A 23,792-nucleotide genomic window follows, 5' to 3' on the forward strand; every position below is an offset into this window, starting at 1 on the left:
AATATTATATGAAATTATATCCTATACAATGTGGGAAATTTAAACTGGACGGAGGCGCCATGTTTGGAGTCGTCCCAAAGAGTCTGTGGGAAAAAACAAACCCGGCAGACGAAAGAAATTTAATCGAACTGGGAACCCGATCTCTTCTTGTGGAAGACGGAAAAAAATTAATTTTAATTGATTGTGGCCTCGGAAATAAGCAGGATGATAAATTTTTTGGACATTATTCGCTTTGGGGTGATGATAATTTAGATAATAATTTAAAAAAATACGGTTTTGTAAAAGAAGATATCACCGATGTTTTCCTTACTCACCTTCATTTTGATCATTGCGGAGGAGCTATTGAATGGAACGATGATAAATCTGGATACAGACCGGCTTTTAAAAATGCTCAGTTCTGGACGAACGAAAATCACTGGCAATGGGCAACCGAGCCAAATGCAAGAGAAAAAGCAAGCTTTTTAAAAGAAAATATTATCCCGATCCAGGAAAGCGGGCAACTTAACTTTTTGCCACTGCCTGCAAACGGAAACTATGGTTTTGCACCAGAACTGAAAATGGATGTGATCTTCGTAGATGGCCATACAGAAAAACAAATGTTACCCGTAATACAATATCAGGAAAAAACGATTGTTTTTGCAGCCGATTTAATTCCTACAGCAGGGCATATTCCTCAGGTTTACGTGATGGGTTATGATACAAGACCTCTGCTGACGATAGAAGAAAAGGCTAAGTTCCTAAAACAATGTGTAGACAACGATTATTTATTGTTTTTTGAGCACGATGCTCACAACGAATTGGCAAGTTTAAAAATGACTGAAAAGGGCGTTCGTCTTGATGAAACCTTCAGTTTTAATGATGTTTTTGGATATTAATATTTATTATGGAAGAAATGTATTCAGAAAGTCAGAAAAGTGAGCCTGATTCGACACCGGAACCCAAGATTATTGGTTTAACCGGCGGAATTGGTTCCGGAAAAACCACCGTTGCAAAATTTATTGAAGACTGTGGTTTTCCTGTTTATTATTCCGATGACCGGGCAAAAGATATTGTGAATGATAATGAGGATTTAAAAGTGAGAATAAAGGAGCTTTTAGGAAGTGATTCTTATGACGAAAATGGTCTTTACAACAGAAAATTTGTAGCAGAAAAGGTTTTTAATAATAAAGACTTGCTGCAAAGTTTAAACGAAATCATTCATCCGGCTGTTCGCTTAGATTTTGAGGATTGGGTAAAAAAGCAGACTAAGTATTTAATATTTAAAGAAACAGCTTTACTGTTTGAGTTACAGCTCAACAAACAATGCTACCGATCTATTCTGGTCACTGCAGAAGACAATATCAGAATAAAAAGAGTGATGGATCGGGACGGAAAAACCTACCGTGAAGTACAATCTGTAATGGAAAAACAAATGCCTGAAAAAGAAAAAATAAAGTTAGCAGATTGTATAATCTACAACAATACCAACCTTGATGACCTTAAAGATCAAACTGAAAAGACCATTTTTGACATCGAATAAATAAAAGAACAAAGATCCCGCTGAAGAAATTTCAGCGGGATCTTTGTTTTAAATACTATTTCTAAAATAAAAAAATAAGCTCTCATTTCTGAGAGCTTATTCTATATAAATTAATTGATTATTCTTTAATGAATTTTCTTTGAGCTGTGCCCTGAACATCATCAATGTCAATCACATATACACCGTTTATCAATCTGCTTACGTCAATCTTATTATTTAAGATTATTCCGCTTGAGACTAGCTGACCAGCAGCACTGTAAATCTTGTAATTGGCTTTTTTACTAACGTTCTTCACATTCAGAATAGATTTAACCGGGTTTGGATAAATTAAAATATCTGTTTGATTAAGAGTATTAGTTGCTGGTAGTTTAGAGATTCTCACTGTGTAATCTTCTACCTCACCATCAGTAAAGCTGATACAGTTTACAGGAATAGCGTCTTTAGACATTGCCACTCTCATTACAACATATTTTTCTGTAGATCCTACGAAAGCATCAGCAGGTACAGTGAATGTAGCACTTGCTGTAGGGTTCGTATTCGGACCGTCAGCTAAAATTCTTTCATTAAGATCAAAAGTTCCGCTTCTGTCGAAGTCAATCCAAACAGCGACTCCGGCTTTAGCTCCCGAGCTAATTGTTTTATCTACAATGATCTGATTACCTACAGAACCTTGAACCATATCAATAAACTTCAATGGAACTGTTGTATAATCTGAATAAGCAGAACCTGTTGTAATATTAATCATCTCAGGTTTACCTGTAGGCTTCGCTGTTACTTTTGAAATAAATTCTGAACCAAAGTTGGTCGACTGCATCTGACAGTAAACAACTGTTGGTGTTGTAAAGTAATACTGAGGTGTATAGTTCCCCGGTGTACCTGTACAAACATTTGCTACCTGCATTTCATATTTCGTAAGTTCTAATAATCCTGTTAATGTATAAGTATTATTGTTTACGTTAATAGTCGTCCAGCTCGGTATCCCTACCTTTCTGTATCTTAATATATAAGTATTGGTAGCTCCAGTACCTGTATAAGCATCCCAAACTACTTCTGCAGTTGTAGGTGTCAACTGAGTGATCGTTAATCCCGGAGGCGGAATTTCACAAACTCTAACCGTAGTAAACACTTGAGATGTTGACCATGGATTAGGAGTAGTAGAACCTGTACATGTATTTCTTACCTGCACTTCATAAGTTTTATAAGAACTTAAACCTGTAAGAAGGTAAGTATTCGCTGGAGGTTGAGGAGTAGAAGGAGTAGCAGATATCCATGGGATTGTACCCACTTCTTTCCACTGAAGTTCATAAGTAGCGCCAGCTGCAAGCGGGCTCCAAGTTACTAAAGCTGATGTAGAAGTAATGTTAGTTACCGTAATATTCGGAGGTGTAGGATCACATCTCGTCATAAATTTGTTATTTGAGAACACTCCTACATTGGTTGTATTACAAACCGCTGCAACCTCAACTTCATACTGTGTATATGGCAGTAAGTTTTGCGGGAAAGTATATGTATTTGTAGTTCCCGGTACAGCCGCTACAGTTATAGGACCAGCTGTTGGTAACCAAGTAGTAGAGCCAACAGGTCTGTATCTTATCTGATAAGAAGCACCACCAATATCTTGTGGCCAGGTAATCGTAGCAGAATTATGCGTAATAGAGGCTGGCGTTACTGTCACAACCGGCGTATCTGTACTACAAACTCTCAATACAATATTATCAATTGCAATCGAAGGTTGAGTACCGCCACCACCGTCATTTCTCCATTGGAATACTAAACGCATTACACTATTGGCGAAATTGGTAAGATTTAAATTGGTATTAGAATAAGACTGCCAAGTACCCTGAAGGTTATATTGTCCTAAAGAAACTCTTCCCGCCCCTGCAGTAATTAAAGTTCCCGGTACCGGCAAGTATGAAGATGGTACTAACCAAACTTCTAAATAGTCATACTTGAAATTCGTACCCTCACCTTGACCTTTCCAGTCGAAAGAGAATGAAGCAAGTGTAGTAGATGCAGGAATTTGAATATCTCTAAATGCATGTACAGTACTTGTTGTATGTACATATCCATTTGTTACACCATTATCATTAGATATATATAATGATTGGGCAGGATTTCCTGTTACATTACCTCGTACCCATTTATTAGCCTGTGTACCATTTAATATTCCTAAATCATTTCCTCCAGTAAAGTTTTGAGTATAAGGAAGTGTTGCCGGAATCTGAGTTGTCATTATAGATACAGGATCTGATAAATCACTCTGATCTGTTGAGCTACATATTGCTCTTACCCAAAAATAGTAAGTTGTACTAGGAGTCAACCCAGGAATTGTATAGTTAACAGCCGTTCCTGGAACACCAGTTACCTGAGGAGTCCCCGGAGGAGTGGTTGTCGTACTATAATATATTTGATATCCATTTGCAGGCTGCGTTGTTGGCGCATTCCATGATATAGTAGCTGTATTTCCTGTAGAACTAACGGCTACAACTCCTAGTGGCTCAATACAAGTAGGAGCAACTCTTAATCTGAAATCATCAACACCCATATACCAAGGAGTACTGTTAGCTGACGCATTTACGGCAAAATTATATATTCCTGTAGCTGTAGGTGTATAATATACTTTATACTGTGTATAATTAGCAGTACCTTGAGTCGCACTAATGAACGCTCCCAAATTTGTAGCTCCTGTCGAAGATTGTGAAGTATTTACTAAGACATTCCCTGAGAATCCTGTATTACCACTATCTGTTCCACCAGTATGATAATAAAATGAAAACTCATAAGTGATTCCTGCTGTTAATGTAAATCCTGGTGTCCATAGCTGGCTTGCGTTTGTATTACCCCATTGAATTCTAACATAATTTGGTGTCGATCTTGGTCCCGGAGATGTCGAAGATGCTGTGGCATTTGAAGACGTCCACGCATTAGACCCGGTAACCTGTTTCCAACAAGATGGAACAATATTGGCACCTAAAGTAGTCATAGCATCAAAATTTTCTGTCCAAGGAAGAGACGCTACAGGTACACATAGAGTCATAAAAGACTGCATTGGAGTCCATGTACTTTTGTCAGTTGCACTACATATAGATCTTACCCAAACATAATATGTTGTGATAGGTAATAACCCTGATATCGTTGCAGTTGTAGTTGCACTTTGTACAGAATTGGTTGCATTTAAAGGTGTGGTGCCTGTCGGTGCAACACCCGTTGTGTTATAATAAACATCATAACCGTTTGCAGGTGGTGTTGCCGGAGCTGTCCAAGAAATATTTGCGTTAGTAGCTGTAGTATTTACCAATGTGATAGCAGACGGAGCCAGACAAGATGGAGCTGCACCTTGAGTCATTGTGACATTATCAAAATAATAATAATTATCTCCACTCGCTGCCGATATCACATAAAACCTTACAAATAAGTTACCGGCAGACGGACTGAATGTTACAGTTCTCGTTGCACAGGTATTTGCTACTACGTGATTTGTAGAATTAATGGTGTAAGCGGTAGTCCAAGGCCCTCCCGCACTGCTTGAATATTGCACTGCAATAGTACCAAGATTTGCGGCAGTAGTTGCGACTGTTCCGGCAGACCAATCTGTGACTTTATAATCAAAAGACATCGTTACAACCCCCTGATTATTCCCCGGAATATTAGGAGAGATAAAACCTCCTTCATTTCCGCTATATCTATTTCCTCTTATCGTTCCTCCTGTAGTACCACAAATTTGGTTTGCAGTAGTAATTCTAGAGAAAATAAAATCTGTAGTTGTCCAGTTATTAAGTCCCGTGGCTGTCCAGTCTTGTGTATAGTTAACCTGAGCCATGAGAAATGCACCAAAAAGTAATTGGCACATAAGTAGAAGTTTCTTCATAAAATTAATTATTAAAATGAATTGAATACCAATGTAATTTGAATCTATCTGTAATATTTTTTGTACATCTATTAATATAATCCCTTATTAATAAATACATATTTTTCTGAAAACAGATTTGCTGAGAATCTATCAATTGTTTTAAATATTGGGCCTTTAAAACACCAATATTAGGTACACTTTGCAGATTTAATAAACAAGTAAAGAATTTAATCATAGGCATATTATGTTATATTAACTACAAATCTAATCATTTTCTATAATTAAAATATATAATAAATATTTTTTTTTACAATTACTACATTAAAATCACGCTTATGATTCCAAATAAAAAAAATCCTCAGGGTTTTCCTGAGGATTCATTATTATAAAAAAGAATTTCTTATTTCTTGATAAATTTAGAATTGAAACTTTCTTTTCCTTTATCTTCAATAGATATTACATAAGCACCTTTTATTAATGATGAAACATTAATTTTTCCATTGCTTATATTTCCATTACCAACTAATTGTCCAGCTGCACTGTAAATCTTATAAGTAGCTTTATCAGATACTTTAGTAACGTTTAAGAAATCAGTTGCAGGGTTTGGATAAATTTGAATTTCATTCTTTACTGCACTTGATTCTGAAGTAGACAATACGTCTGTTACTACCACATTATAATCTTCATATTCTCCTAAAGCATTTATTGTTCCACATGATGAATTATGTATATATCCTGGAGTGTTGTAGTACAATAATCCTATTCTCATTCGCAATCCCTGGTTTAAAACTGAACTCGAAGGAACAGTAAAGTTTGCTGTCGTAGGGTTTACCGTAGTAGAAGCTACCGAATTTGAAGCTTGCATAATTCTTTCACTATCTTCAAAAGTTCCGTTTCTGTTAAAATCAATCCACGCACTTATCATTTCAGGGTACGCAGTAGTACCTGCCCAACCTTTAGTAACTGATAATGTATATGTGCCATTTTTAACAAGATTTACTTGTAAATTAGAATTAGCCACATAGCTTGTGTAAGTACTTGGTCCCGATGTATTAGTCATATTTGCTACAGAAACTCCTGCAATATGATCATCAGTACCATCCACAGTCGCAACTGTACAGTAAGTAAGACCTGTCGTTGTAAAATTTGAAGAAGGAGAATATGTACCTGTAGTACCAGAACAAACTGTAGCTACTTGTACTTCATATGCTGTACCATCAATTAAATTAGATAAAGTGATGTTTGTAACAGAACTTGTAGTCTGTTGCCAAGCAGCATCTGCCAATTTTTTATAACGAATTACATAAGTGGCACCTGTAACCGGAGCCCAGCTTACATCCACAGATGATGTCGTGATATTTGATGTTGTGATCGGTGTTGGAGCAGAGCCATTACATGCAGCAAATGTACTTACTGTAGCTGTTCTAACAGCATAAAACACATTACCTATAGAAGATACTCTAATAATAACTGCTTGGCCGTTAGTAAGAGAAGAAAAAGTAAAACTTTCGCTACCATCATTTGCAGTAGAATTAGATAATACCACCCAAGTTGCACCATTATCAATAGTATAATCAATTTTCACATTAGCAACATTATAAGGTGCTGCCGTAGTATTTGCTACATCCCATGTTACTGTTGTAGCACCATTACTTGCAACAAACTGTGTATTAACTTTGAAAGGGCCTTCATTTCCTACAACAATTGTTTGTTCAGCAAATTGCGTTTGTTGTTGATTAGCAACGGGGCTATTATCCCTAACTGTAACAGCATATTTTGTAGTTCTAGCTACTTTTGAAACTGATTCCCAACCGCTATTTGAATTATCGAGTACTCCACTTAATACAGAAGCCAGTTTTGGAAAATATCTCGTAGGACTTGCTGTTGGAGTAAAAGATCTAAATGAAGGTCCTGTAGCTGTCGAACCTAAGTTTGTACTATTAGTAGTAACTGTTGCATTATCTACCTGTTCCCAAGTATAAGTCATAGGATCATTTTCAGCGTCAGTTGCAGAAGCTGTTAAGACAAAAGCAGTTCCTTTCGGTATATTATACGTCGGTAATGCTGCTATAACAGGAGGATTATTAGCCACTGTAGCTTCTACATCACAGGTTTTATTGTTAAGGTTTGTCTGAACCTGAGAGATACTTGCTTTATGAAAATAAGCATTTGAGTGTGGTTGCACATCAGTAGCAGCGCCACCAGTAATCCCAGCATACCCCATAATGGTAGATCCTGAACCCGGTTCCACGTTAACCTGATAAGGCTCCAAAGCATGAGAGAAAGTGTGGTTCGCTCCTAATTGATGACCCATTTCATGAGCTACATAATCAATATCAAAATTATCTCCCTGAGGTATATTGTCAGCTGGCGATGTATAGCCAGATCCTTTCCCTGGAGAATTAGCGTCTGCAGGGTTTATACAAACACATCCTATACAGCCCGCATTTCCACCTCCTCCAGAAGCACCAAATAAATGGCCTATATCATAATTACCATTTCCTACATTATTGGAAAGTGTCTGCTGCAATTCTAAGATCCACGCACCACCGGCTCCTGCCTGAGCACCTGAATACGGATCGGTAGCAGCATTAGTGTAAATTACATTAGGGAAATTTTGTAAATTTAAATGTAAAGCAAAATCTTTTTCAAAAACACCATTAACTCTGGTTAATGTAGCATTAATTGCAGACAAAGCTCCGGCTACGGTACCTCCATGAAAGGCTGTATACTCTCCAGTAACAGACATCGCCAATCTCATTGTTCTGTATTTCTTATCAGACATTTTTGAGAAATCTGTTGGTTGATTTGTAAATACTGAACCTCCTTGCAACATTTCATCTATCTGCTGTTTAGCTGCTGGACTTTCAGAAGTACTACAAATAAAGCTCTTATCGCCTGTATTGATAGTCTTAGGATGCACCCCATATACCGATTTATCTGTGTTTTGAGGTTCTATAAATTCATATTGTCCATTACTATTAATGATCATTGATTGAAAATCAGTTGGAGAAACCGAAAATCTAAGAAATTTATTAGGATCATCAATTCCTACTCCTACATACGAGCCTAGCTGATATTGATCTGCTAGTTCTTTAACTACTACTGGAAAACTGTAAACAGCAAATCGCTCGACTTTACCATTTAGTGTTGGTAAAGAAATTTCAATTGCTTTTGCATTTTTACCTGTCTCTTGAGCGTTTTTCAATTTTTCTCTTACTTGAGACAGATCTAGCTTGTAATAACTTCGTACAAGCGATGGTTCAAATTTTGAACTCTTCTTTAAAGTAGTTGGTGTCCATTGCGCAAGCGCAGATCCCCCTATCAAACTACAAAATAAAGCAGTAATGAGTTTTTTCATATAATTGAATTATTTTTAATTGCCAAATATAAGTGTTTTTAGCAAATACATATTCAACATAACTATATTTATTTTGTTAAAATCGCAATCACTTTACTTAGAATTATTGATAATGAAAAAAACTCCAGAAAAATCCAGAGTTTTATATATTCAAAAAAACATTTTTAGTAATCTTCTACGAAATTAAATTTTAAACTATTTATATTAAAACTTATACGCAATATTCCAGGCAAAGCCCATATTAAATTTATTGGAACTTCTTCCAAAACCGGGAACAATCATTGGGACAACGTCATCCTGCTTTGAAGTTACCATCAGATAGCGTGGCTGCATACTTACGTCGATGTAAAAATTAGATTCAAACAGCTGTACTCGTCCACCGATATTTCCTTCTAGCCAGAAAGATGACTGCGAAGATGAGGGCATTGATACAGAAGAACTGTTTCCACCAAAACCACGAATAGGAATAGCCATATATTCCTGAGTGTAAAATGAACCCCCAATTTTTCCGCCTCCATAGAAACCGTTAAAATCATTTTCAGGGTCTCTTGCCAACATATAGAAGGCTCCAATCTTTAAAAATGGTCCGTTTGCTTTTGCATCATACCCATTATTTTGGTAAACATTTTTATCAAAACCTGCTTCTATAATACCGTGAAGATTATCTTTTACTTTAGACGAAATAAATCCCTGAAAGATCTGTCTGTCTGAAAAAAATGAAGCTCCGGCATTCAAAACATCAAAACCAACAATAAAATTGGGTTCGTATTTCCATTTTGGTTTCTCAACTTCCTCTTTTTCCTGTGCAGAAAAAATAAGCAACCCGAAAACACTAAAAATTAAAGAATAAATTAGTCTTGTCTTCATTTTCTATAAAATTTTGCCCTTGTTCGACACTTTTCAGTGAGTTTGGAGTCGATAATACTGAATTTACATTTTCGTAATTCCTTTTCACCCCACAACCCGGTGAAACGTAGATAGATTTTGTGGTATAGTTTACTCTTACTTTTGTAGGATCTTCTTCAGTCGTTGTCTGCACATAAATATCTGTAAATGGAGAATCATCAACACGTAACGGTACAAATACAGAATCAACCTTGAGCTTCCAACCCAAATCTATAATCCCGGTTCCCAGATCTGCAGACACTTTTATAGAATCAACAACTGAGATTTTATTATCTCTTTTAAATGTAATTTTCATTCTCGGTGTACCTTCACCGTTGTCACAGATATCATTATCGCCTCCACAAGAAATGACCGTCGATAACGCACAAATGAATATGATGAATTTAAAATATTTCATACTTAAATCTTTATTTTGGATCTAAAGCTTTCTCAATACGGAAAACCAAATCTTCATAATGATATTTGTTTACCAAATCATTAGAAGCTGTTTTTGCTATAAGATCTTTTTTAATGGTGTTTAAATTTCCCCTTACCACTGCAGAAACATCAGATTTATCAGAATTTTTGGTATCAATCAATCGTATTAAAGTATCTACATAATTTCTCTGAAGATTTCTTCCGTAAATATCTGTATTATCTTTTTTAATAATTGAATCATTTAAATCTGAAAAAAGCTCAACCAATGGATAAGAATTTTGATCAACTGCTTCAGATTGATACAAGCTTTGAAGCACCATCGGACTTAAAACTCTTCCCAAAACGCCATTCTGAATGTCTTCAATGGTTTTCACAGGAGTTTTTCCGGTTTTCTCAAAGACTTCTTTTTTGATTAACCACTGCGGAGTGGTGAAGGCATTTTCACTTAAAAATTTCATAGCCTCTTTTTGATCTTTCTTGGATACAACTTCGTAAACAGCACCAGATTGCTCTGCCGTTTTTGGAGTTTCCATCTGCCCGCCGATATATTTTGAAACGTGACCTAAATATCTTTTGAACTGTGTCGTCACCTGATCGTACATCATGTCAAGATTTTTGTAATCTTCGTTTGGTGTTTCCGTCCATTTATCCAGATTATCAACAATTCTTTGCAGATTTTTGATTCCGTAAGTACTTGCAATCATTGCGTTGTCACCAACCTGCTCACTTTGTGATCTTGGGTCTAAAGGATTAGACTCAGTACCGAACCAAAGTCTTTCGTTTTTAAGATTTTTGATCACCCATTGATTCAGATATTGTTTTTCTGCATCCGGAGTTTTAAACTGATTAAATCTTTTATATCCCCATTCAATTGCCCAATCGTCATAATCACCAATTCTAGGGAAAATTCCGGCATCCCCAATTTTATCTTCCGGCTGTGCAACATAATTGAATCTTGCATAATCCATAATTGAAGGAGTGTGACCATTTTTCTCAAGCCATTTTTTATCTCGTAATTTTTCAACAGGAACCGTAGAACTAGATCCGTAATTATGCCTCAACCCTAAAGTGTGCCCTACTTCGTGAGAAGATACAAAACGAATCAATTCACCCATTAATTTATCATCAAACTCAATTTTTCTAGCACGCTCATCATTCGGTGAAGCCTGCACAAAATACCAGTTTCTCAAAAGCATCATCACATTGTGATACCAGTTGATATGACTTTCTAAAATCTCGCCCGTTCTAGGATCGGCAATTGAAGGTCCTGAAGCATTCGGTACATCTGAAGGTTTATAAACAATTGCTGAAAATCTTGCATCTTCCAAACTCCACTCTGGATCAACTTTAGGATCCGGAACTTTTGCTACAATTGCATTTTTAAATCCGGCTTTTTCAAAAGCTTTTTGCCAGTCATTAACTCCCTGAATCAAATAAGGAACCCATTTTTTGGGAGTTGCAGGATCTATGTAGAATACAATTGGTTTTGCCGGTTCTACCAATTCACCTTTATTATATTTTTCTAAATCCTGAGGTTTTGGTTCAAGACGCCATCTTTTTACTAAAGAAATCTTTTTTACACCTTGAGGATCTAAATCGAAGTCGGTATACCCAACGGTAAAATATCCTACTCTCGGATCAAAATATCTTGCCTGCATTTTGTTTTCAGGAAGAAGTACGAATGAAGAATTGATTTCTACCGTATAATTTCCGCTGATCTTCGGAGCAGGCATTCCCGGAATTGCAGGAGTTGTAGGTCTTCCTAAAGTTCTTGCAAAAGTTTTTGTGGTATTGATTTCAATATTGCTTGGAAAAGATTTCACAAAATTTACAAACGACATATCTTTCTGGAAAGTCCCGACTCTGTAAGAATCTTTAGACCAAACAGAAAAAGAAGTCAGTTCGTTATCAGAATTCAAAACATCTGTAACTTCAATTACAGAAGAATTTTTATTGATTCCGTAAGCTTTTACATCAAAAGATTTAATAATAGACTGCACATTATTTCTCGTCACCGAATTATACATCTGCGATGTAGAATCTTTGGCATAATCGACGTGAGAAATAGAACGCAACAAGATTTTATCTTTCGGTCCTTTTTCAAAAGCAATGACTTGCTGCCCGATTTGATCTCCTGCGTAACCGGAAGTTCCGGAACGCATTCCTGCAGCCGCTTTCGTTAATCTTGTCACCAAAAGAAATTCCTTCTTCAGCATAGAATCAGGGATTTCAAAATAATATTTGTCGTCTACTTTATGAACTGTAAAAACTCCCTGATCTGAAACCGCTTTATCGGTAATGATTTCTTTAAATGGTTTTATCAGACTTTTTTTCTTATCGTCTTTTTTTACGGCCGCAGTATCTTTTTTTACAGCTGCAGTGGAGTCTTTTTCCTGAGAAAATAAATTTTGTTGGGTAAAAAACAATGCACCAACTAAGAAAAAAGCTTTACAGTTCTTTATCATGTTCCTTAAATTTTTGATATTTATCTTTTCAAATTTAAATAAATTATTTCTTTATTAATAACGCAATGTTTTCAACATGATGCGTTTGTGGGAACATATCTACCGGTAAAATTTTCACCAAAGTATAATGCTCTTTCATTAAAGCCAAATCTCTAGCCTGCGTTGCAGAATTACAGCTTACATACACTACTTTTTCAGGAGCCAGTTTTAATATTTGCTCAACAACTTTCTGGTGCATTCCATCTCTTGGTGGATCGGTAATCAATACATCTGCTTTTGGATGATTCTCTAAAAACTCGTCATTAAAAACGTTTTTCATATCACCACAATAGAAAGTTGTATTGGTTAAGCCGTTCAATTCTGCATGTTCAATTGCTGCGTCGATTGCTTCCTGTACAGACTCGATACCAATCACATGTTTTGCATTTCTTGCAACATACTGAGCGATTGTTCCGGTTCCTGTATATAAATCGTAAACCACTTCATCACCTTTTAAATCAGCAAATTCAAGGGTTTTTCTGTATAATTCTAAAGCTTGCTTATAATTTGTCTGGAAGAAAGATTTCGGACCGATTTTAAATTTCAGGCCATCCATTTCTTCCATTAAAAATCCGTCTCCGTAGTAAATATTAACATTCAAATCGTAGATTGAATCATTTTGTTTCGGATTTATAGCATAAACCAACGTTTTTATCTGTGGGAATTGCTCCAATAAATAATCAAAAAGCTGCGTGCGATTTTCTTTTTCTTCTCTGTAAAGCTGGAATAAAACCATCCATTCTCCTTTTGAATTTTGTCTCATCATCAAAGTTCTCAGGAACCCTTTCTGACTTTTCACATCGAAGAAATCTAAACCTTTATTTTCTGCAAATTTCTTTACTGCTAAACGAATCGCATTCGATGGATCTTCCTGAAGGAAACATTCTTTTAAGTCTAAAATTTTGCTCCACATTCCCGGAATATGAAATCCTAACGCATCTCTGCTTCCGAAATTTTCTTCAGAACTGATCTCATATTGACTTAGCCATCTTGCGTTAGAGAAAGAAAATTCCATTTTGTTTCTGTAGAAATACTGTTCTTCTGCACCCAAAATCGGAACGGTTTCAAAATCATCGATTCCGCCAATTCTTTTAATATTATTGTAAACTTCTTCTTGTTTAAAATCAAGCTGTTTTTCGTAGCTCATATTTTGCCATTTGCAACCGCCACAAGTTCCGAAATGGATACACTTCGGCTCCACTCTGAATGGTGATCTTTCAACAATTTCTTTTACTTCAGCCTCAAAATATTTTGATTTTGACTTTTTCACTCTTGCATTTACCACATCTCCGGGAATTGCTCCGGAAACTAAAACAGTTTTCCCTTCTTCAGTCTTTCCTATCGCAACTCCTTTTGCACCCGCTGCAAAAAGCTTTATATTCTCAAGAATTACGTCTTTCTTCTTTCTCATATCAATTCAAGTATGATGAAGATAGCTTTCTACTCCTACGCTTCATCTATTTCTATTTTTTCTAATAATTTTAATCTGAAACCTTTCAGTTTCAATTTTGTCTGCAAAAATACAATAAAAAAAACCTTATCCGAAGACAAGGTTTTTTTTATATTTTGTTTAAGCCGATTATTTCGCTTCAACCGGAGCTTTCTCAACCTGCGGAGCCGCTTGTTGCTGTAAAGCTGAAGGATCAATCTGCAACTGAGCTGCAGGATCTACTTTTGGAGCTGAAAGACCTGTTTGTTTGTCTAAGATTGTAATTAAATCTTGATCACCAAGATTTACAAAAGATCTGCTTGCTACTTTACCGTCTTTATCAACCACGATGAAGCTTGGTAATTTGAAGCCGTACACTCCGTATTTTTTAGCAATATCAGAATTCAAACCTCCGTCACCGTAAACATTTGTTCCAGGAATTCCTTTTAACAAAGCATTGCTGGTTTTTGTAAACTGCTCTTTGGTATCATCTAAATTTACGAATACAAAATTCATTTTAGACTTGTAAAAATTCACTACTTCTTTCAAAACAGGCATTGTACCTTCAGCAATGTAAGGATTCCAAGATGCATAGAATACCAACATGTATGGTTTTCCTTTGTTTTCACTTAATTTATAAGCACTGCCATCTTGTTTTACCAAACTAGCTTCCGGAGCATCATCACCAATTTTGAAACCGTTGATTGCGAAAAGCATCTTTTTTAAATCAGCTTTAATGGTAGCATCTTTAATATCTTCTTCGATAATTTTTTTGATCTTATCTGTAGATGCAGCCGGCGTTTGTGGATGGATATCAGACTGAGCCATTACAAAAGCCAATAGATAATCTTTTTCGGTTTGAGAAACGTCTTTTTTACCTTTCAAGAATTGATTGAATAATTCTGAAGTTGTAATATCTGTTTTTCCCTGTGCTTTTGCCTGAGCAAATGTTTGGAAATCTGTACTCATTTTTGTTAAAAGATACTGTCTGTAAAACGGACTTGTTTTAATCATATTATCTTTATTCTCCTGTAGTTTGGCTTCATAATCTGTGAATGCCTTACCCAACTTGAATGAAGGATTGTTGCCAGACATTTGCTTTTTGGTCATTTCATAATTTACCAATAAATTAAGAATTGCCGTTTTAGCATCTATTTTTTTCCATTCAACCACTTCTTTTCCAGGATTGAATTTCTTTTCATTTTCCTCAATATTTTTATTGATATCAGCCTCTATTTTCTGCATTGCCTTTACATAAGCGCCTTCATCACCTGAAGCCAACTGCTGGATATTAAGACTCTGACCGTAGTTTGTTAAGAATTTCTGACAAGCCTGAAAGAAATCATTATCACTTTTAGCATCACCTGTTACAACATATTCGCCAGGGAAAGTAGCAGAATTACCTGAAATATTAAGTTTCTGACCACCTTTAAGGAAAATAAGATTCTGTTTTCCGGCATAGTTGATTACGTACATTCCGTTTTTTGGAGCTTCAAAAGTTCCTTTAAAGTTTCCGTCTTTATCGATACCAAAGTTAGCCAATGGCAAGGTCGCAACACCGGAAGCCTCTACAAACTCAATTCTTTCTAATGGAGAACCGCCTGCGATTTTTCCTTTTACTTCAACTTTTTTTGAACAAGACATTACAAATATTGCAATGACAAACAACAAAAGATATTTTTTCATTTTTGATTTTAAATAATTAAGCAAAAATAAGTTTTTCAAATATACTAAATGCAATGTTTGAAGGTAATTTATGAAAGATTTAACTAAAAAAATAAATTTAATTTTTTAGTATTCTGGAAATTGTTTTTTCTTTTAAACACAACACTTCATCTGCTATCTCATCTAAGGATTCTAGATTATGACTTATGATAAAAATTATTTTATCATTTTTAAGCTTACTAATTAATTGATATATAAAATTACGATTGTCTTTATCTAATGAAGAAGTTGGCTCGTCTAGAATTAAAAATTGAGGGTTATGATACAAAGCTCTCATCCAACCCAATAACTGCTTTTGACCTCCTGACAAATTTATCCCCTCTTCTCCTACTATAGTCATTAAATTTTGAGGAAGAGAACTTACAAACTGTTGAAAGCCCAAGTTAATAACATCATTTAACTTTTGATTATCCAAATTTTCATCTAAAATAATATTCTCTAAAAAAGTTGTATTAAACAATTGTATGTTTTGTGGAACAATAGAAATAAGATTTCTCCAATTAGCTGTAGAAATATCTTTTAGGGAAATAGTATCATTGATTATTACCTCGCCGCTTTCTTGAATATAGTTTTTCTGCAAAACTTCAGTAAATGTTGTCTTTCCGCCTCCACTTTCACCTAAAAGGCAAATAACTTTACCTTTTTCTAGTTTTAGAGAAACGTTTTCTAATAATTTACTCCTTCCGTTAAATCTAAAATCTAATTGTTTAATTTCTATTTTCTGAATATTATTAATTTCTAAACCATCTAATTTTTCTTTTGTAATTGATGAATATTCAAACATTCTATCAAAAGCAACTTTTGCTTCCTGAATGGGAATACTTACCAAAGCCAAATTTGTAATAGAAGTAAGCAAAGAACTAGAGATCCCAATAATAGCCATCATTTCTCCTATCTTAATTTGACTATTCAAAACATTGTATGAAGAAAAACTTAGAATTGTAACAAGAAAAACTACTAAAGCCAAGCCAGAATACAATGTAATTTTAACATTTACTTTTCCAAGCTCAAAGATTTTGGATTGAAAATTACCAAAAATTGAAAGGTTTTTCTTTAAAAATAAATCTTGTTTTCCAAAACCTTTTACTACATCTATTCCTCTTATACTATCTATATAATTTGCCTCATTTATGCTGTAAGCTTGCATTACTTCTCTTTGAGATAAAATAATCTTTTTATTAAATCTGAAAATGATATAAAAAATAATTGGTGAAACAATCAAACATATTATTGCTAGTTTCCAATAATAAAAAAACAAAAAACCTATAGAAATCAAAACACCTAAAATATCTACAACAGTATTGGTAATTAAATATTTTATTACGTTTTGAATTCTTTGTGTATCATTTAATCTTGAAACAAAGTCACCAATTTTTCTTGTATCAAAAAAAAGTTTGGGAAGATATAGTAGTGAATTGAAAAATGATTTGTTGATTCTTTGATTAAATTCTTTAGTCTGCCTGATAATGTAAAAATCTCTTAGTGCTTGTAAAACAACCCTAGCAAATAAAAGAAAGCTAAAAAAACCAATACTCAAAAAAAGAATGCTGACTTTTTTTTGAGGTAAAATATCATCAATTAGTTTTTGAGAAAAAATTGACATCGCCATACCAAGAAAAGTTGTTACAGCTCCTAAAACAATAACTGTATAAATAGATTCCTGGTCTTCTTTTATGAGTTTATGTAGCCATTCCCTTTTTTCGGATGCGATTTTACCGCTTATTTTGAACTCTTCATTTGGCTGAAGTGTAAGACAGGTTTTTGATACCCATAGTTCTTGTAATTTTTCTTTGCTCCAATATTCTAAACCTTTGGCAGGATCTCCAATAAGAAATTGATTATTTTTATTAGAATCTCTATAATAACAAACCACATAATGCTCGTATTTATTTTCTAAAATTACATGCAGAATTACTGGTTGATTATGTTCTATTAAAGCATCAATATCAGCTTCACAACCATCAGCATCAAACCCAATCTCTTTTGCACATTGATATAAACCTAAAAGTGTGGTTCCGGTTTTACTTGTCCCACTTTTGCCACGCAATACTTCTAAAGAAACATCACCTCGATAGTATCTTACCAACGATTGCAAACAACCTACTCCGCAATCAGTCTGGTCTTTTTGAAGAGAGAAGGTTTTTCTAATTTTTTTCATTGGAATTCTCAAATAACTTCTCAAGTTTTATAGCCCCTGAATTTCGTTTTATCAACTTGTTGTTTTTATCATAGACCAAAAAGTATGGTACACTTTTCATTTGATATTTTCTATAAAAACTTGCATTCTCATCATAACACCAATGAATATTTTCATTTTTATCTAAATAATATTTTTCTGCAAACTTTTTTATTTCATTCGCAGGTTCACTAGCTACCCAAACCCATTGAATGTCATTGTATTTATTAATATTTTCATACAACTCTTCGGCTTCACCTTGACAAAAATGACAATCGGGACTGAAGTATACAATTACTTTGGTGGTATTCTTTAAATTTTCAGAAGTCAGTAAACTTCCGTCAATAGTTTTTAAATTAAATTCAGGAATTGTTTCTAAAATTTTTACTCCTTCTTTTTTTTGTTGGAGATTAAAAAACAAATAAGCGATTACCCCAATTACTAAAACCGGAATAGTTATGGCAAGTATTTTTAGCCTAGTATTTTTCATCAATATTGAGCATTAAGAATTAAGAAACATACCGTTCCTGCCCAAAGCAGCAAACCGATGCCATAAGTAAGACTAATTAATCCAAAAGATTTTATATAGCTGATTTTTTCGTCTAAAAGCTCTCTTACTCCCCAAGCTAAAAAAATCCAATAAAATAATTCGAACAGATTAACCAACTGTAAAGGATAAGACAGCCATTTTTCTGTAGAGATATATTCTCGGAGGTTGAGCAATGAAATAGGATAATAGGTTTGTAGGTTTTCCATTGTGTAATCTGTATTAATCCAATGAAAATTAACAAATTTATAAAACCCTGCAATAATAAAGATAAACTCTGCGACAAGTGCCAAAAACACAAAGTCACTAAACTTTATTTCTTCTATTTTTGGAAGGTCTAAAAGTTTTAAAAAATTAAGGCAAAACGCAATAAGTAAAGCTTTGATACCAATCAACAAAGGGGTTACTACATAGTTCAGCCACCACCATTTTTTCTGACTTTCCATGTAGTTTTGTACCACCTCGCTGGGATAATCTTTGGTAAGGAAATCAATAATTTTGGAATTGGTCGTGATAAAACTTTTATCCAAATAAATAAGTAAAATATATAGAAGAATCACCATCATATATACTGAAAAGTTTTTCATAATAAGTGCTTAAAAAGGATGTGTCAATGTTGAGACATCCAAATATTAAAGTTTAGAATAATTTAAAGTAAATTATTGCTAACATAAAGTAATGCAATTTACTGATGACATATCACTTGAATTCATGATTCTTACAAAAATTGAAAAATTTGAAATTAAACTGATAAGTCATGAACTTGTTTTGACAAATAAATTTAATTTATAACATTGCACAAACCTTAAATTCTATTTTCTAATAAAAAAGAGGCTGTTCAATAGCACAGCCTCTTAACTTTTTCTAAATCATTGTTTAATAACCATGATCTTTATCTTTAATTACACAATTGTATGCTGCACCCATACCACTTAAACCAACGAAGAATAAAAGAGATTCATATATACATTTTAAACCGCCAGAGATATTTGCCATATCATTTTGTTCCATTTTTTTCATAAAATTTATTTTTTTTTTAATAATATTAAATAGCTAATTATCAACAAACTTGGTAAAATTAAAACGAATGAAATATCATCAAATTTAAAAAGATTAAACTTTAAAAAAATCAACAATAAAAATTGCATGATTAAAAGAAAGAACAATAATATTTTTTCGTTTTTCATTTTTTATTAAAAGCAATCAGAATAATTAACTAATCCCCATCCACCAGCTACATACGCCATAGGACTAACTATAATCCCCGCAGCAATAGATCCGACAATCATCATTCCTGCCAAATAACATTTTCGACCACCATTACCTTGCAAATTTTCCATTTGCGAAACATTTAATTTTTTCATAATGTTTTAAAATTTTGTATTTATAGTTTTTACTTTAAAAACCTTATACGAATTTGCAAGGAAATAATCAAAAAACCTATTCGATTTTAGAATAATCCCTAAATAGGGAGAATAAAGTTTTTACAAAATAAATATTTTTTTGTAATTTTATATTAAATACATTCAAACACACATATGAAAAAAATCACTGAAAAAGACTTAGGCTTTAAGCTAAGAAAACTTAGAGAAAATAATGGTATTTCTCAGCAAACCCTGGCTATAGATTTAGAAATTTCCCAAAGCAAAGTTTCTAAAATAGAAAACGGTACTGAAAAAATAACTTTACCATATTTTATAAAAATTTTAAAATACTTTTCATTATCATCTGATGAAATGATTGATTTTTTGGAAGATAAGAAAAAAAGACAAATACAATAGACAAAAAAAGACTTCAAGAAACGTTTCTTGAAGTCTTTTTTAATTTATTTTAAAAACAGATTATCCTCTGTCTGCGTAAGCAGCCATATATTCTCTGTTCATTCTTGCGATATTCTCAAGAGAAATTCCTTTAGGACATTCTACTTCACAAGCTCCTGTATTTGAACAGTTACCGAATCCTTCTTCATCCATAGCTTTCACCATGTTCAGAACTCTTCTTTTTGCTTCTACTCTACCTTGAGGTAAAAGTGCGTATTGAGAAACTTTAGCTCCGACAAAAAGCATTGCAGAACCGTTTTTACAAGTCGCCACACAAGCTCCACAACCAATACAAGCTGCAGCATCCATTGCTTTGTCTGCATCTTCTTTAGGAATAGGAATTGCGTTAGCATCCAAAGTATTTCCTGACGTGTTTACCGAGATAAATCCACCTGCAGCCATTACTCTGTCAAATGCGCTTCTGTCTACCATTAAATCTTTGATAACAGGAAACGCAGCACTTCTCCAAGGTTCGATAACGATGGTTTCACCGTCTTTGAACATTCTCATGTGAAGCTGGCACGTTGTAATACCAGTATCCGGACCATGAGCTCTACCATTGATGTAAAGAGAACACATTCCGCAGATTCCTTCACGACAGTCGTGATCGAAAGCGATCGGCTCTTTTCCTTCGTTGATTAAGTTTTCGTTTAGAATATCTAACATTTCCAAGAATGAAGAATCTGTAGAAACATCTGATATTTTGTAGGTCTCAAACTGACCTTTAGTTTTTGTATTTTTTTGTCTCCAAATTTTCAGCGTAAGATGAAGGCCTTTTTTTGCACTCATAATTATTTATTTATAGGTTGGAGATTATTTGTAACTTCTCGCTTTAACTTCGATGTTCTCATAGATAAGGTCTTCTTTGTGCAGAACTTCTTGTTTGATATCATCACCCTGATATTCCCAAGCTCCTACATATTTAAAGTTAACATCATCTCTTTCTGCTTCACCTTCCGGAGTTGCATGATCTTCTCTGAAATGCCCACCACAAGATTCATTTCTGTGTAATGCATCGATAGCCATTAATTGTCCTAATTCGATAAAGTCTGCTACTCTGAACGCTTTTTCAAGCTCTGTATTCATCCCTTCAGCTTCACCCATTACTTTTACGTTCTGCCAGAAATCTTTTTTAACCTGATCAATTTCTGCAATCGCTTCTCTTAAACCTTCAGGAGTTCTTCCCATTCCCACTTTATTCCACATAATGTGTCCTAATTGTTTATGGAAATAATCTACTGAATGTGTTCCTTTATTATTAACAAAGAAGTTTACTTTGTCTTTAATTTCTTTCTCAGCTGCTTCAAACTCTGCAGAATTTGTAGGAATTTCTCCTGTTCTAATGTCTGCAGAAAGATAATCTGCAATCGTGTAAGGAAGCACGAAATATCCGTCTGCCAAACCTTGCATCAATGCAGAAGCTCCCAATCTGTTGGCTCCGTGGTCTGAGAAGTTAGCTTCACCAATTACGAAACATCCAGGAATTGTAGATTGTAAGTTATAATCAACCCAAACACCACCCATGGTGTAGTGAACAGCCGGGTAAATCTTCATTGGCGTTTTGTAAGGATCATCAGCAGTAATCTTTTCGTACATTACGAATAAGTTACCATATTTTTCTTCAATCCAAGCTTTTCCAAGATCATAGATTTGTTGATCCGTAGGATTATGAATATGCTTTTCAATAGCAGCTTCTTTACCTTTTTTAATGATTTCTGTAGAGAAATCTAGATAAACACCTTCTTTAGTTTCGTTATTTTCGATCCCGAAACCAGCATCACATCTTTCTTTACCCGCTCTAGACGCAACGTCACGAGGAACTAAGTTTCCAAATGCAGGATATCTTCTTTCTAAATAGTAATCTCTGTCTTCTTCTTTGATATTTTCAGGTCTCAATTTACCTTCTCTGATGGCAACTGAATCTTCAATTTTCTTAGGAACCCAGATTCTTCCAGAGTTTCTAAGTGATTCAGACATCAAAGTCAGTTTAGACTGCTGTGTACCATGAACAGGAATACAAGTCGGGTGAATCTGTACATAACAAGGGTTTGCAAAATATGCTCCTTTTTTATGAATCTTCCAAGCTGCAGAAACGTTTGATCCCATTGCGTTGGTAGAAAGGAAATATACGTTTCCGTATCCTCCTGAAGCAATTACAACGGCATGTGCAGAATGTCTTTCGATCTCACCTGTTACCAAGTTTCTTGCAATAATACCTCTTGCTTTTCCGTCTACGATTACCAATTCTAGCATTTCGTGACGATTATACATTTTTACTCTTCCTTTTCCAATTTGACGGCTTAGTGAAGAATATGCACCTAATAATAACTGTTGACCAGTTTGTCCTTTTGCGTAGAAAGTTCTTTTAACCTGAACTCCACCAAATGAACGGTTATCTAACTGACCGCCGTAATCTCTACCAAATGGAACTCCTTGAGAAACGCATTGGTCGATAATATTTGCAGAAACTTCAGCTAATCTGTAAACGTTTGCCTCTCTTGCTCTATAGTCACCACCTTTGATGGTATCATAAAACAATCTGTAAGTAGAGTCACCATCACCCTGATAATTTTTAGCAGCGTTTATACCACCTTGTGCAGCAATCGAGTGTGCTCTTCTCGGTGAATCCTGGTAACAAAATGCTTTTACATTATATCCCTGCTCAGCCAAAGTAGCTGCTGCAGAACCTCCTGCCAAACCTGTACCTACAACAATAATATCAATCTTATCTCTGTTGTTTGGTGCAACAAGGTTCATATGGTCTTTATGATTTTTCCATTTATCCTTTAATGGACCTCCAGGAATTTTTGAATCTAATTTACTCATATTAGTATATTGAAATTATTGAGTTACGTAATGAAAAATTGCAATAAAAATAAAGCCAAGCGGAATAAGGATAGAATACCAGTTTCCAATAGCTCTGATAACCGGAGTATACTTTGCATGTCTTGCTCCGATAGACTGAAATGAAGACTGGAAACCGTGTGCCAAATGCAGACCCAATAATCCGAATGAAATTACATAAAGCACTACTCTCCACAAATCAGCAAACTTACCGTGCAAATCTTCCCAGAAACGAGTTTCTTCAATTGGAAGACCATCTACATATTTATAGTTCATTTCGTGAAGCCAGAAATCATACATGTGTAAAAAGATGAATGCCAAAATCACAGCTCCCGAAATAATCATGTTACGAGATGACCATGTAGAATTTGCAGAACCGTTATTTTTATCATAACCGATTGGTCTCGCTCTTTGGTTTTTGATTTCCAAAACAAATCCCATCACAAAATGGAAAATTACAGCAAACATTAACACAGGTTGCATAACGAATTGAATAAGAGGATTATACCCCATAAACTGTGATGCATTGTTATAAGCTGTTTCACCGAAAACCGACAATAGATTCACGGAAAGATGCATTACTAAGAAAATCAGCAAAAACATCGCTGAAAGTGCCATAGCATATTTTCTACCTATTGTAGAACTTGTTAAACCTGCCATATTGAGTTTAAATTTGATTTTCCACAAAATTAGG

18 protein-coding genes are annotated in these 23,792 nt (G+C 34.5%); 3 read left to right on the forward strand and 15 right to left on the reverse strand.

Features of this window, described 5'->3' with window-relative positions:
* Positions 1 to 8 precede the first annotated feature (8 nt).
* Together OH814_RS15425 and coaE are read left to right on the forward strand one after the other, a co-directional pair.
* On the forward strand, positions 9 to 875 hold the full coding sequence (locus OH814_RS15425) for an MBL fold metallo-hydrolase (protein WP_076560188.1): 867 nt from the start codon (positions 9 to 11) through the stop codon (positions 873 to 875).
* An 8-nt stretch (positions 876 to 883) separates the two neighbouring features.
* Positions 884 to 1,519 (forward strand): dephospho-CoA kinase, encoded by a 636-nt coding sequence (gene coaE / locus OH814_RS15430; protein WP_308828779.1) that lies wholly within the window; start codon positions 884 to 886, stop codon positions 1,517 to 1,519.
* A gap of 118 nt (positions 1,520 to 1,637) precedes the next feature.
* Here the strand turns inward: coaE and OH814_RS15435 are convergent, their stop codons facing one another.
* The 12 genes from OH814_RS15435 to OH814_RS15490 all read right to left on the reverse strand — a co-directional run bounded on the left by OH814_RS15435 (position 1,638) and on the right by OH814_RS15490 (position 19,798).
* Positions 1,638 to 5,387, reverse strand: coding sequence for a fibronectin type III domain-containing protein (locus tag OH814_RS15435; protein WP_308828780.1), 3,750 nt, complete (start codon positions 5,385 to 5,387; stop codon positions 1,638 to 1,640).
* A gap of 382 nt (positions 5,388 to 5,769) precedes the next feature.
* Positions 5,770 to 8,730, reverse strand: a complete 2,961-nt coding sequence (locus OH814_RS15440; RefSeq protein WP_308828781.1) for a reprolysin-like metallopeptidase — start codon at positions 8,728 to 8,730, stop codon at positions 5,770 to 5,772.
* Positions 8,731 to 8,934: 204 nt separating this feature from the next.
* On the reverse strand, positions 8,935 to 9,597 hold the full coding sequence (locus OH814_RS15445) for a DUF6048 family protein (RefSeq protein WP_076560197.1): 663 nt from the start codon (positions 9,595 to 9,597) through the stop codon (positions 8,935 to 8,937).
* Entirely contained in the window at positions 9,563 to 10,033 is a 471-nt protein-coding gene (locus OH814_RS15450; protein ID WP_123886805.1) for a DUF6452 family protein, read from the reverse strand. Before OH814_RS15450 ends, OH814_RS15445 begins: the two co-directional genes overlap by 35 nt.
* Before the next feature lie 10 nt (positions 10,034 to 10,043).
* Positions 10,044 to 12,518: a zinc-dependent metalloprotease gene (locus OH814_RS15455; protein ID WP_308828782.1), complete on the reverse strand. Its 2,475-nt coding sequence runs from the start codon at positions 12,516 to 12,518 to the stop codon at positions 10,044 to 10,046.
* 43 nt (positions 12,519 to 12,561) lie between these two features.
* Positions 12,562 to 13,968: a 23S rRNA (uracil(1939)-C(5))-methyltransferase RlmD gene (gene rlmD, locus OH814_RS15460; RefSeq protein WP_308828783.1), complete on the reverse strand. Its 1,407-nt coding sequence runs from the start codon at positions 13,966 to 13,968 to the stop codon at positions 12,562 to 12,564.
* Between the two features lie 168 nt (positions 13,969 to 14,136).
* Positions 14,137 to 15,672 carry a TlpA disulfide reductase family protein gene (locus tag OH814_RS15465; RefSeq protein WP_115622141.1) on the reverse strand — a complete coding sequence of 512 codons (1,536 nt, stop codon included), beginning with the start codon at positions 15,670 to 15,672 and terminating at the stop codon, positions 14,137 to 14,139.
* A gap of 97 nt (positions 15,673 to 15,769) precedes the next feature.
* Complete coding sequence (locus OH814_RS15470) at positions 15,770 to 17,869, reverse strand: peptidase domain-containing ABC transporter (RefSeq protein WP_308828784.1); 2,100 nt, start codon at positions 17,867 to 17,869, stop codon at positions 15,770 to 15,772.
* Complete coding sequence (locus OH814_RS15475) at positions 17,856 to 18,377, reverse strand: redoxin family protein (RefSeq protein ID WP_123886801.1); 522 nt, start codon at positions 18,375 to 18,377, stop codon at positions 17,856 to 17,858. The genes OH814_RS15470 and OH814_RS15475 overlap by 14 nt, the downstream gene beginning before the upstream one ends.
* Positions 18,377 to 19,021: a hypothetical protein gene (locus OH814_RS15480; protein ID WP_308828785.1), complete on the reverse strand. Its 645-nt coding sequence runs from the start codon at positions 19,019 to 19,021 to the stop codon at positions 18,377 to 18,379. Before OH814_RS15480 ends, OH814_RS15475 begins: the two co-directional genes overlap by 1 nt.
* Before the next feature lie 289 nt (positions 19,022 to 19,310).
* Positions 19,311 to 19,454, reverse strand: coding sequence for a hypothetical protein (locus OH814_RS15485; RefSeq protein WP_164463157.1), 144 nt, complete (start codon positions 19,452 to 19,454; stop codon positions 19,311 to 19,313).
* Positions 19,455 to 19,627: 173 nt separating this feature from the next.
* Positions 19,628 to 19,798, reverse strand: coding sequence for a hypothetical protein (locus OH814_RS15490; RefSeq protein ID WP_164463156.1), 171 nt, complete (start codon positions 19,796 to 19,798; stop codon positions 19,628 to 19,630).
* A gap of 174 nt (positions 19,799 to 19,972) precedes the next feature.
* Here OH814_RS15490 and OH814_RS15495 point away from each other — a divergent pair, with 174 nt between their 5' ends.
* Positions 19,973 to 20,215 carry a helix-turn-helix transcriptional regulator gene (locus tag OH814_RS15495; protein ID WP_308828786.1) on the forward strand — a complete coding sequence of 81 codons (243 nt, stop codon included), beginning with the start codon at positions 19,973 to 19,975 and terminating at the stop codon, positions 20,213 to 20,215.
* A gap of 60 nt (positions 20,216 to 20,275) precedes the next feature.
* Here the strand turns inward: OH814_RS15495 and OH814_RS15500 are convergent, their stop codons facing one another.
* The 3 genes from OH814_RS15500 to OH814_RS15510 are packed head-to-tail and all read right to left on the reverse strand — an operon-like array spanning position 20,276 to position 23,758.
* Entirely contained in the window at positions 20,276 to 21,043 is a 768-nt protein-coding gene (locus tag OH814_RS15500) for a succinate dehydrogenase/fumarate reductase iron-sulfur subunit (protein WP_076560212.1), read from the reverse strand.
* A 24-nt stretch (positions 21,044 to 21,067) separates the two neighbouring features.
* A complete protein-coding gene (locus OH814_RS15505) occupies positions 21,068 to 23,080 on the reverse strand; it encodes a fumarate reductase/succinate dehydrogenase flavoprotein subunit (protein ID WP_076560214.1) in 2,013 nt (670 codons plus the stop codon).
* A 15-nt stretch (positions 23,081 to 23,095) separates the two neighbouring features.
* The gene (locus OH814_RS15510; protein ID WP_076560216.1) at positions 23,096 to 23,758 is read right to left on the reverse strand and encodes a succinate dehydrogenase cytochrome b subunit; all 663 of its coding nucleotides are present in this window, start codon (positions 23,756 to 23,758) and stop codon (positions 23,096 to 23,098) included.
* Between the last annotated feature and the right edge of the window lie 34 nt (positions 23,759 to 23,792).

The sequence above is a fragment of the Chryseobacterium sp. CFS15 genome (genome assembly GCF_031118795.1).
GTDB classification, from domain to species: domain Bacteria; phylum Bacteroidota; class Bacteroidia; order Flavobacteriales; family Weeksellaceae; genus Chryseobacterium; species Chryseobacterium indoltheticum.

Excerpts from the sequence above, each read along its gene's own strand:
- OH814_RS15425 (WP_076560188.1), top strand. The coding sequence starts at position 9 with ATGAAATTATATCCTATACAATGTGGGAAATTTAAACTGGACGGAGGC.
- coaE (WP_308828779.1), top strand. The coding sequence starts at position 884 with ATGGAAGAAATGTATTCAGAAAGTCAGAAAAGTGAGCCTGATTCGACA.
- OH814_RS15435 (WP_308828780.1), bottom strand. The coding sequence starts at position 5,387 with ATGAAGAAACTTCTACTTATGTGCCAATTACTTTTTGGTGCATTTCTC.
- OH814_RS15440 (WP_308828781.1), bottom strand. The coding sequence starts at position 8,730 with ATGAAAAAACTCATTACTGCTTTATTTTGTAGTTTGATAGGGGGATCT.
- OH814_RS15445 (WP_076560197.1), bottom strand. The coding sequence starts at position 9,597 with ATGAAGACAAGACTAATTTATTCTTTAATTTTTAGTGTTTTCGGGTTG.
- OH814_RS15450 (WP_123886805.1), bottom strand. The coding sequence starts at position 10,033 with ATGAAATATTTTAAATTCATCATATTCATTTGTGCGTTATCGACGGTC.
- OH814_RS15455 (WP_308828782.1), bottom strand. The coding sequence starts at position 12,518 with ATGATAAAGAACTGTAAAGCTTTTTTCTTAGTTGGTGCATTGTTTTTT.
- rlmD (WP_308828783.1), bottom strand. The coding sequence starts at position 13,968 with ATGAGAAAGAAGAAAGACGTAATTCTTGAGAATATAAAGCTTTTTGCA.
- OH814_RS15465 (WP_115622141.1), bottom strand. The coding sequence starts at position 15,672 with ATGAAAAAATATCTTTTGTTGTTTGTCATTGCAATATTTGTAATGTCT.
- OH814_RS15470 (WP_308828784.1), bottom strand. The coding sequence starts at position 17,869 with ATGAAAAAAATTAGAAAAACCTTCTCTCTTCAAAAAGACCAGACTGAT.
- OH814_RS15475 (WP_123886801.1), bottom strand. The coding sequence starts at position 18,377 with ATGAAAAATACTAGGCTAAAAATACTTGCCATAACTATTCCGGTTTTA.
- OH814_RS15480 (WP_308828785.1), bottom strand. The coding sequence starts at position 19,021 with ATGAAAAACTTTTCAGTATATATGATGGTGATTCTTCTATATATTTTA.
- OH814_RS15485 (WP_164463157.1), bottom strand. The coding sequence starts at position 19,454 with ATGAAAAAAATGGAACAAAATGATATGGCAAATATCTCTGGCGGTTTA.
- OH814_RS15490 (WP_164463156.1), bottom strand. The coding sequence starts at position 19,798 with ATGAAAAAATTAAATGTTTCGCAAATGGAAAATTTGCAAGGTAATGGT.
- OH814_RS15495 (WP_308828786.1), top strand. The coding sequence starts at position 19,973 with ATGAAAAAAATCACTGAAAAAGACTTAGGCTTTAAGCTAAGAAAACTT.
- OH814_RS15500 (WP_076560212.1), bottom strand. The coding sequence starts at position 21,043 with ATGAGTGCAAAAAAAGGCCTTCATCTTACGCTGAAAATTTGGAGACAA.
- OH814_RS15505 (WP_076560214.1), bottom strand. The coding sequence starts at position 23,080 with ATGAGTAAATTAGATTCAAAAATTCCTGGAGGTCCATTAAAGGATAAA.
- OH814_RS15510 (WP_076560216.1), bottom strand. The coding sequence starts at position 23,758 with ATGGCAGGTTTAACAAGTTCTACAATAGGTAGAAAATATGCTATGGCA.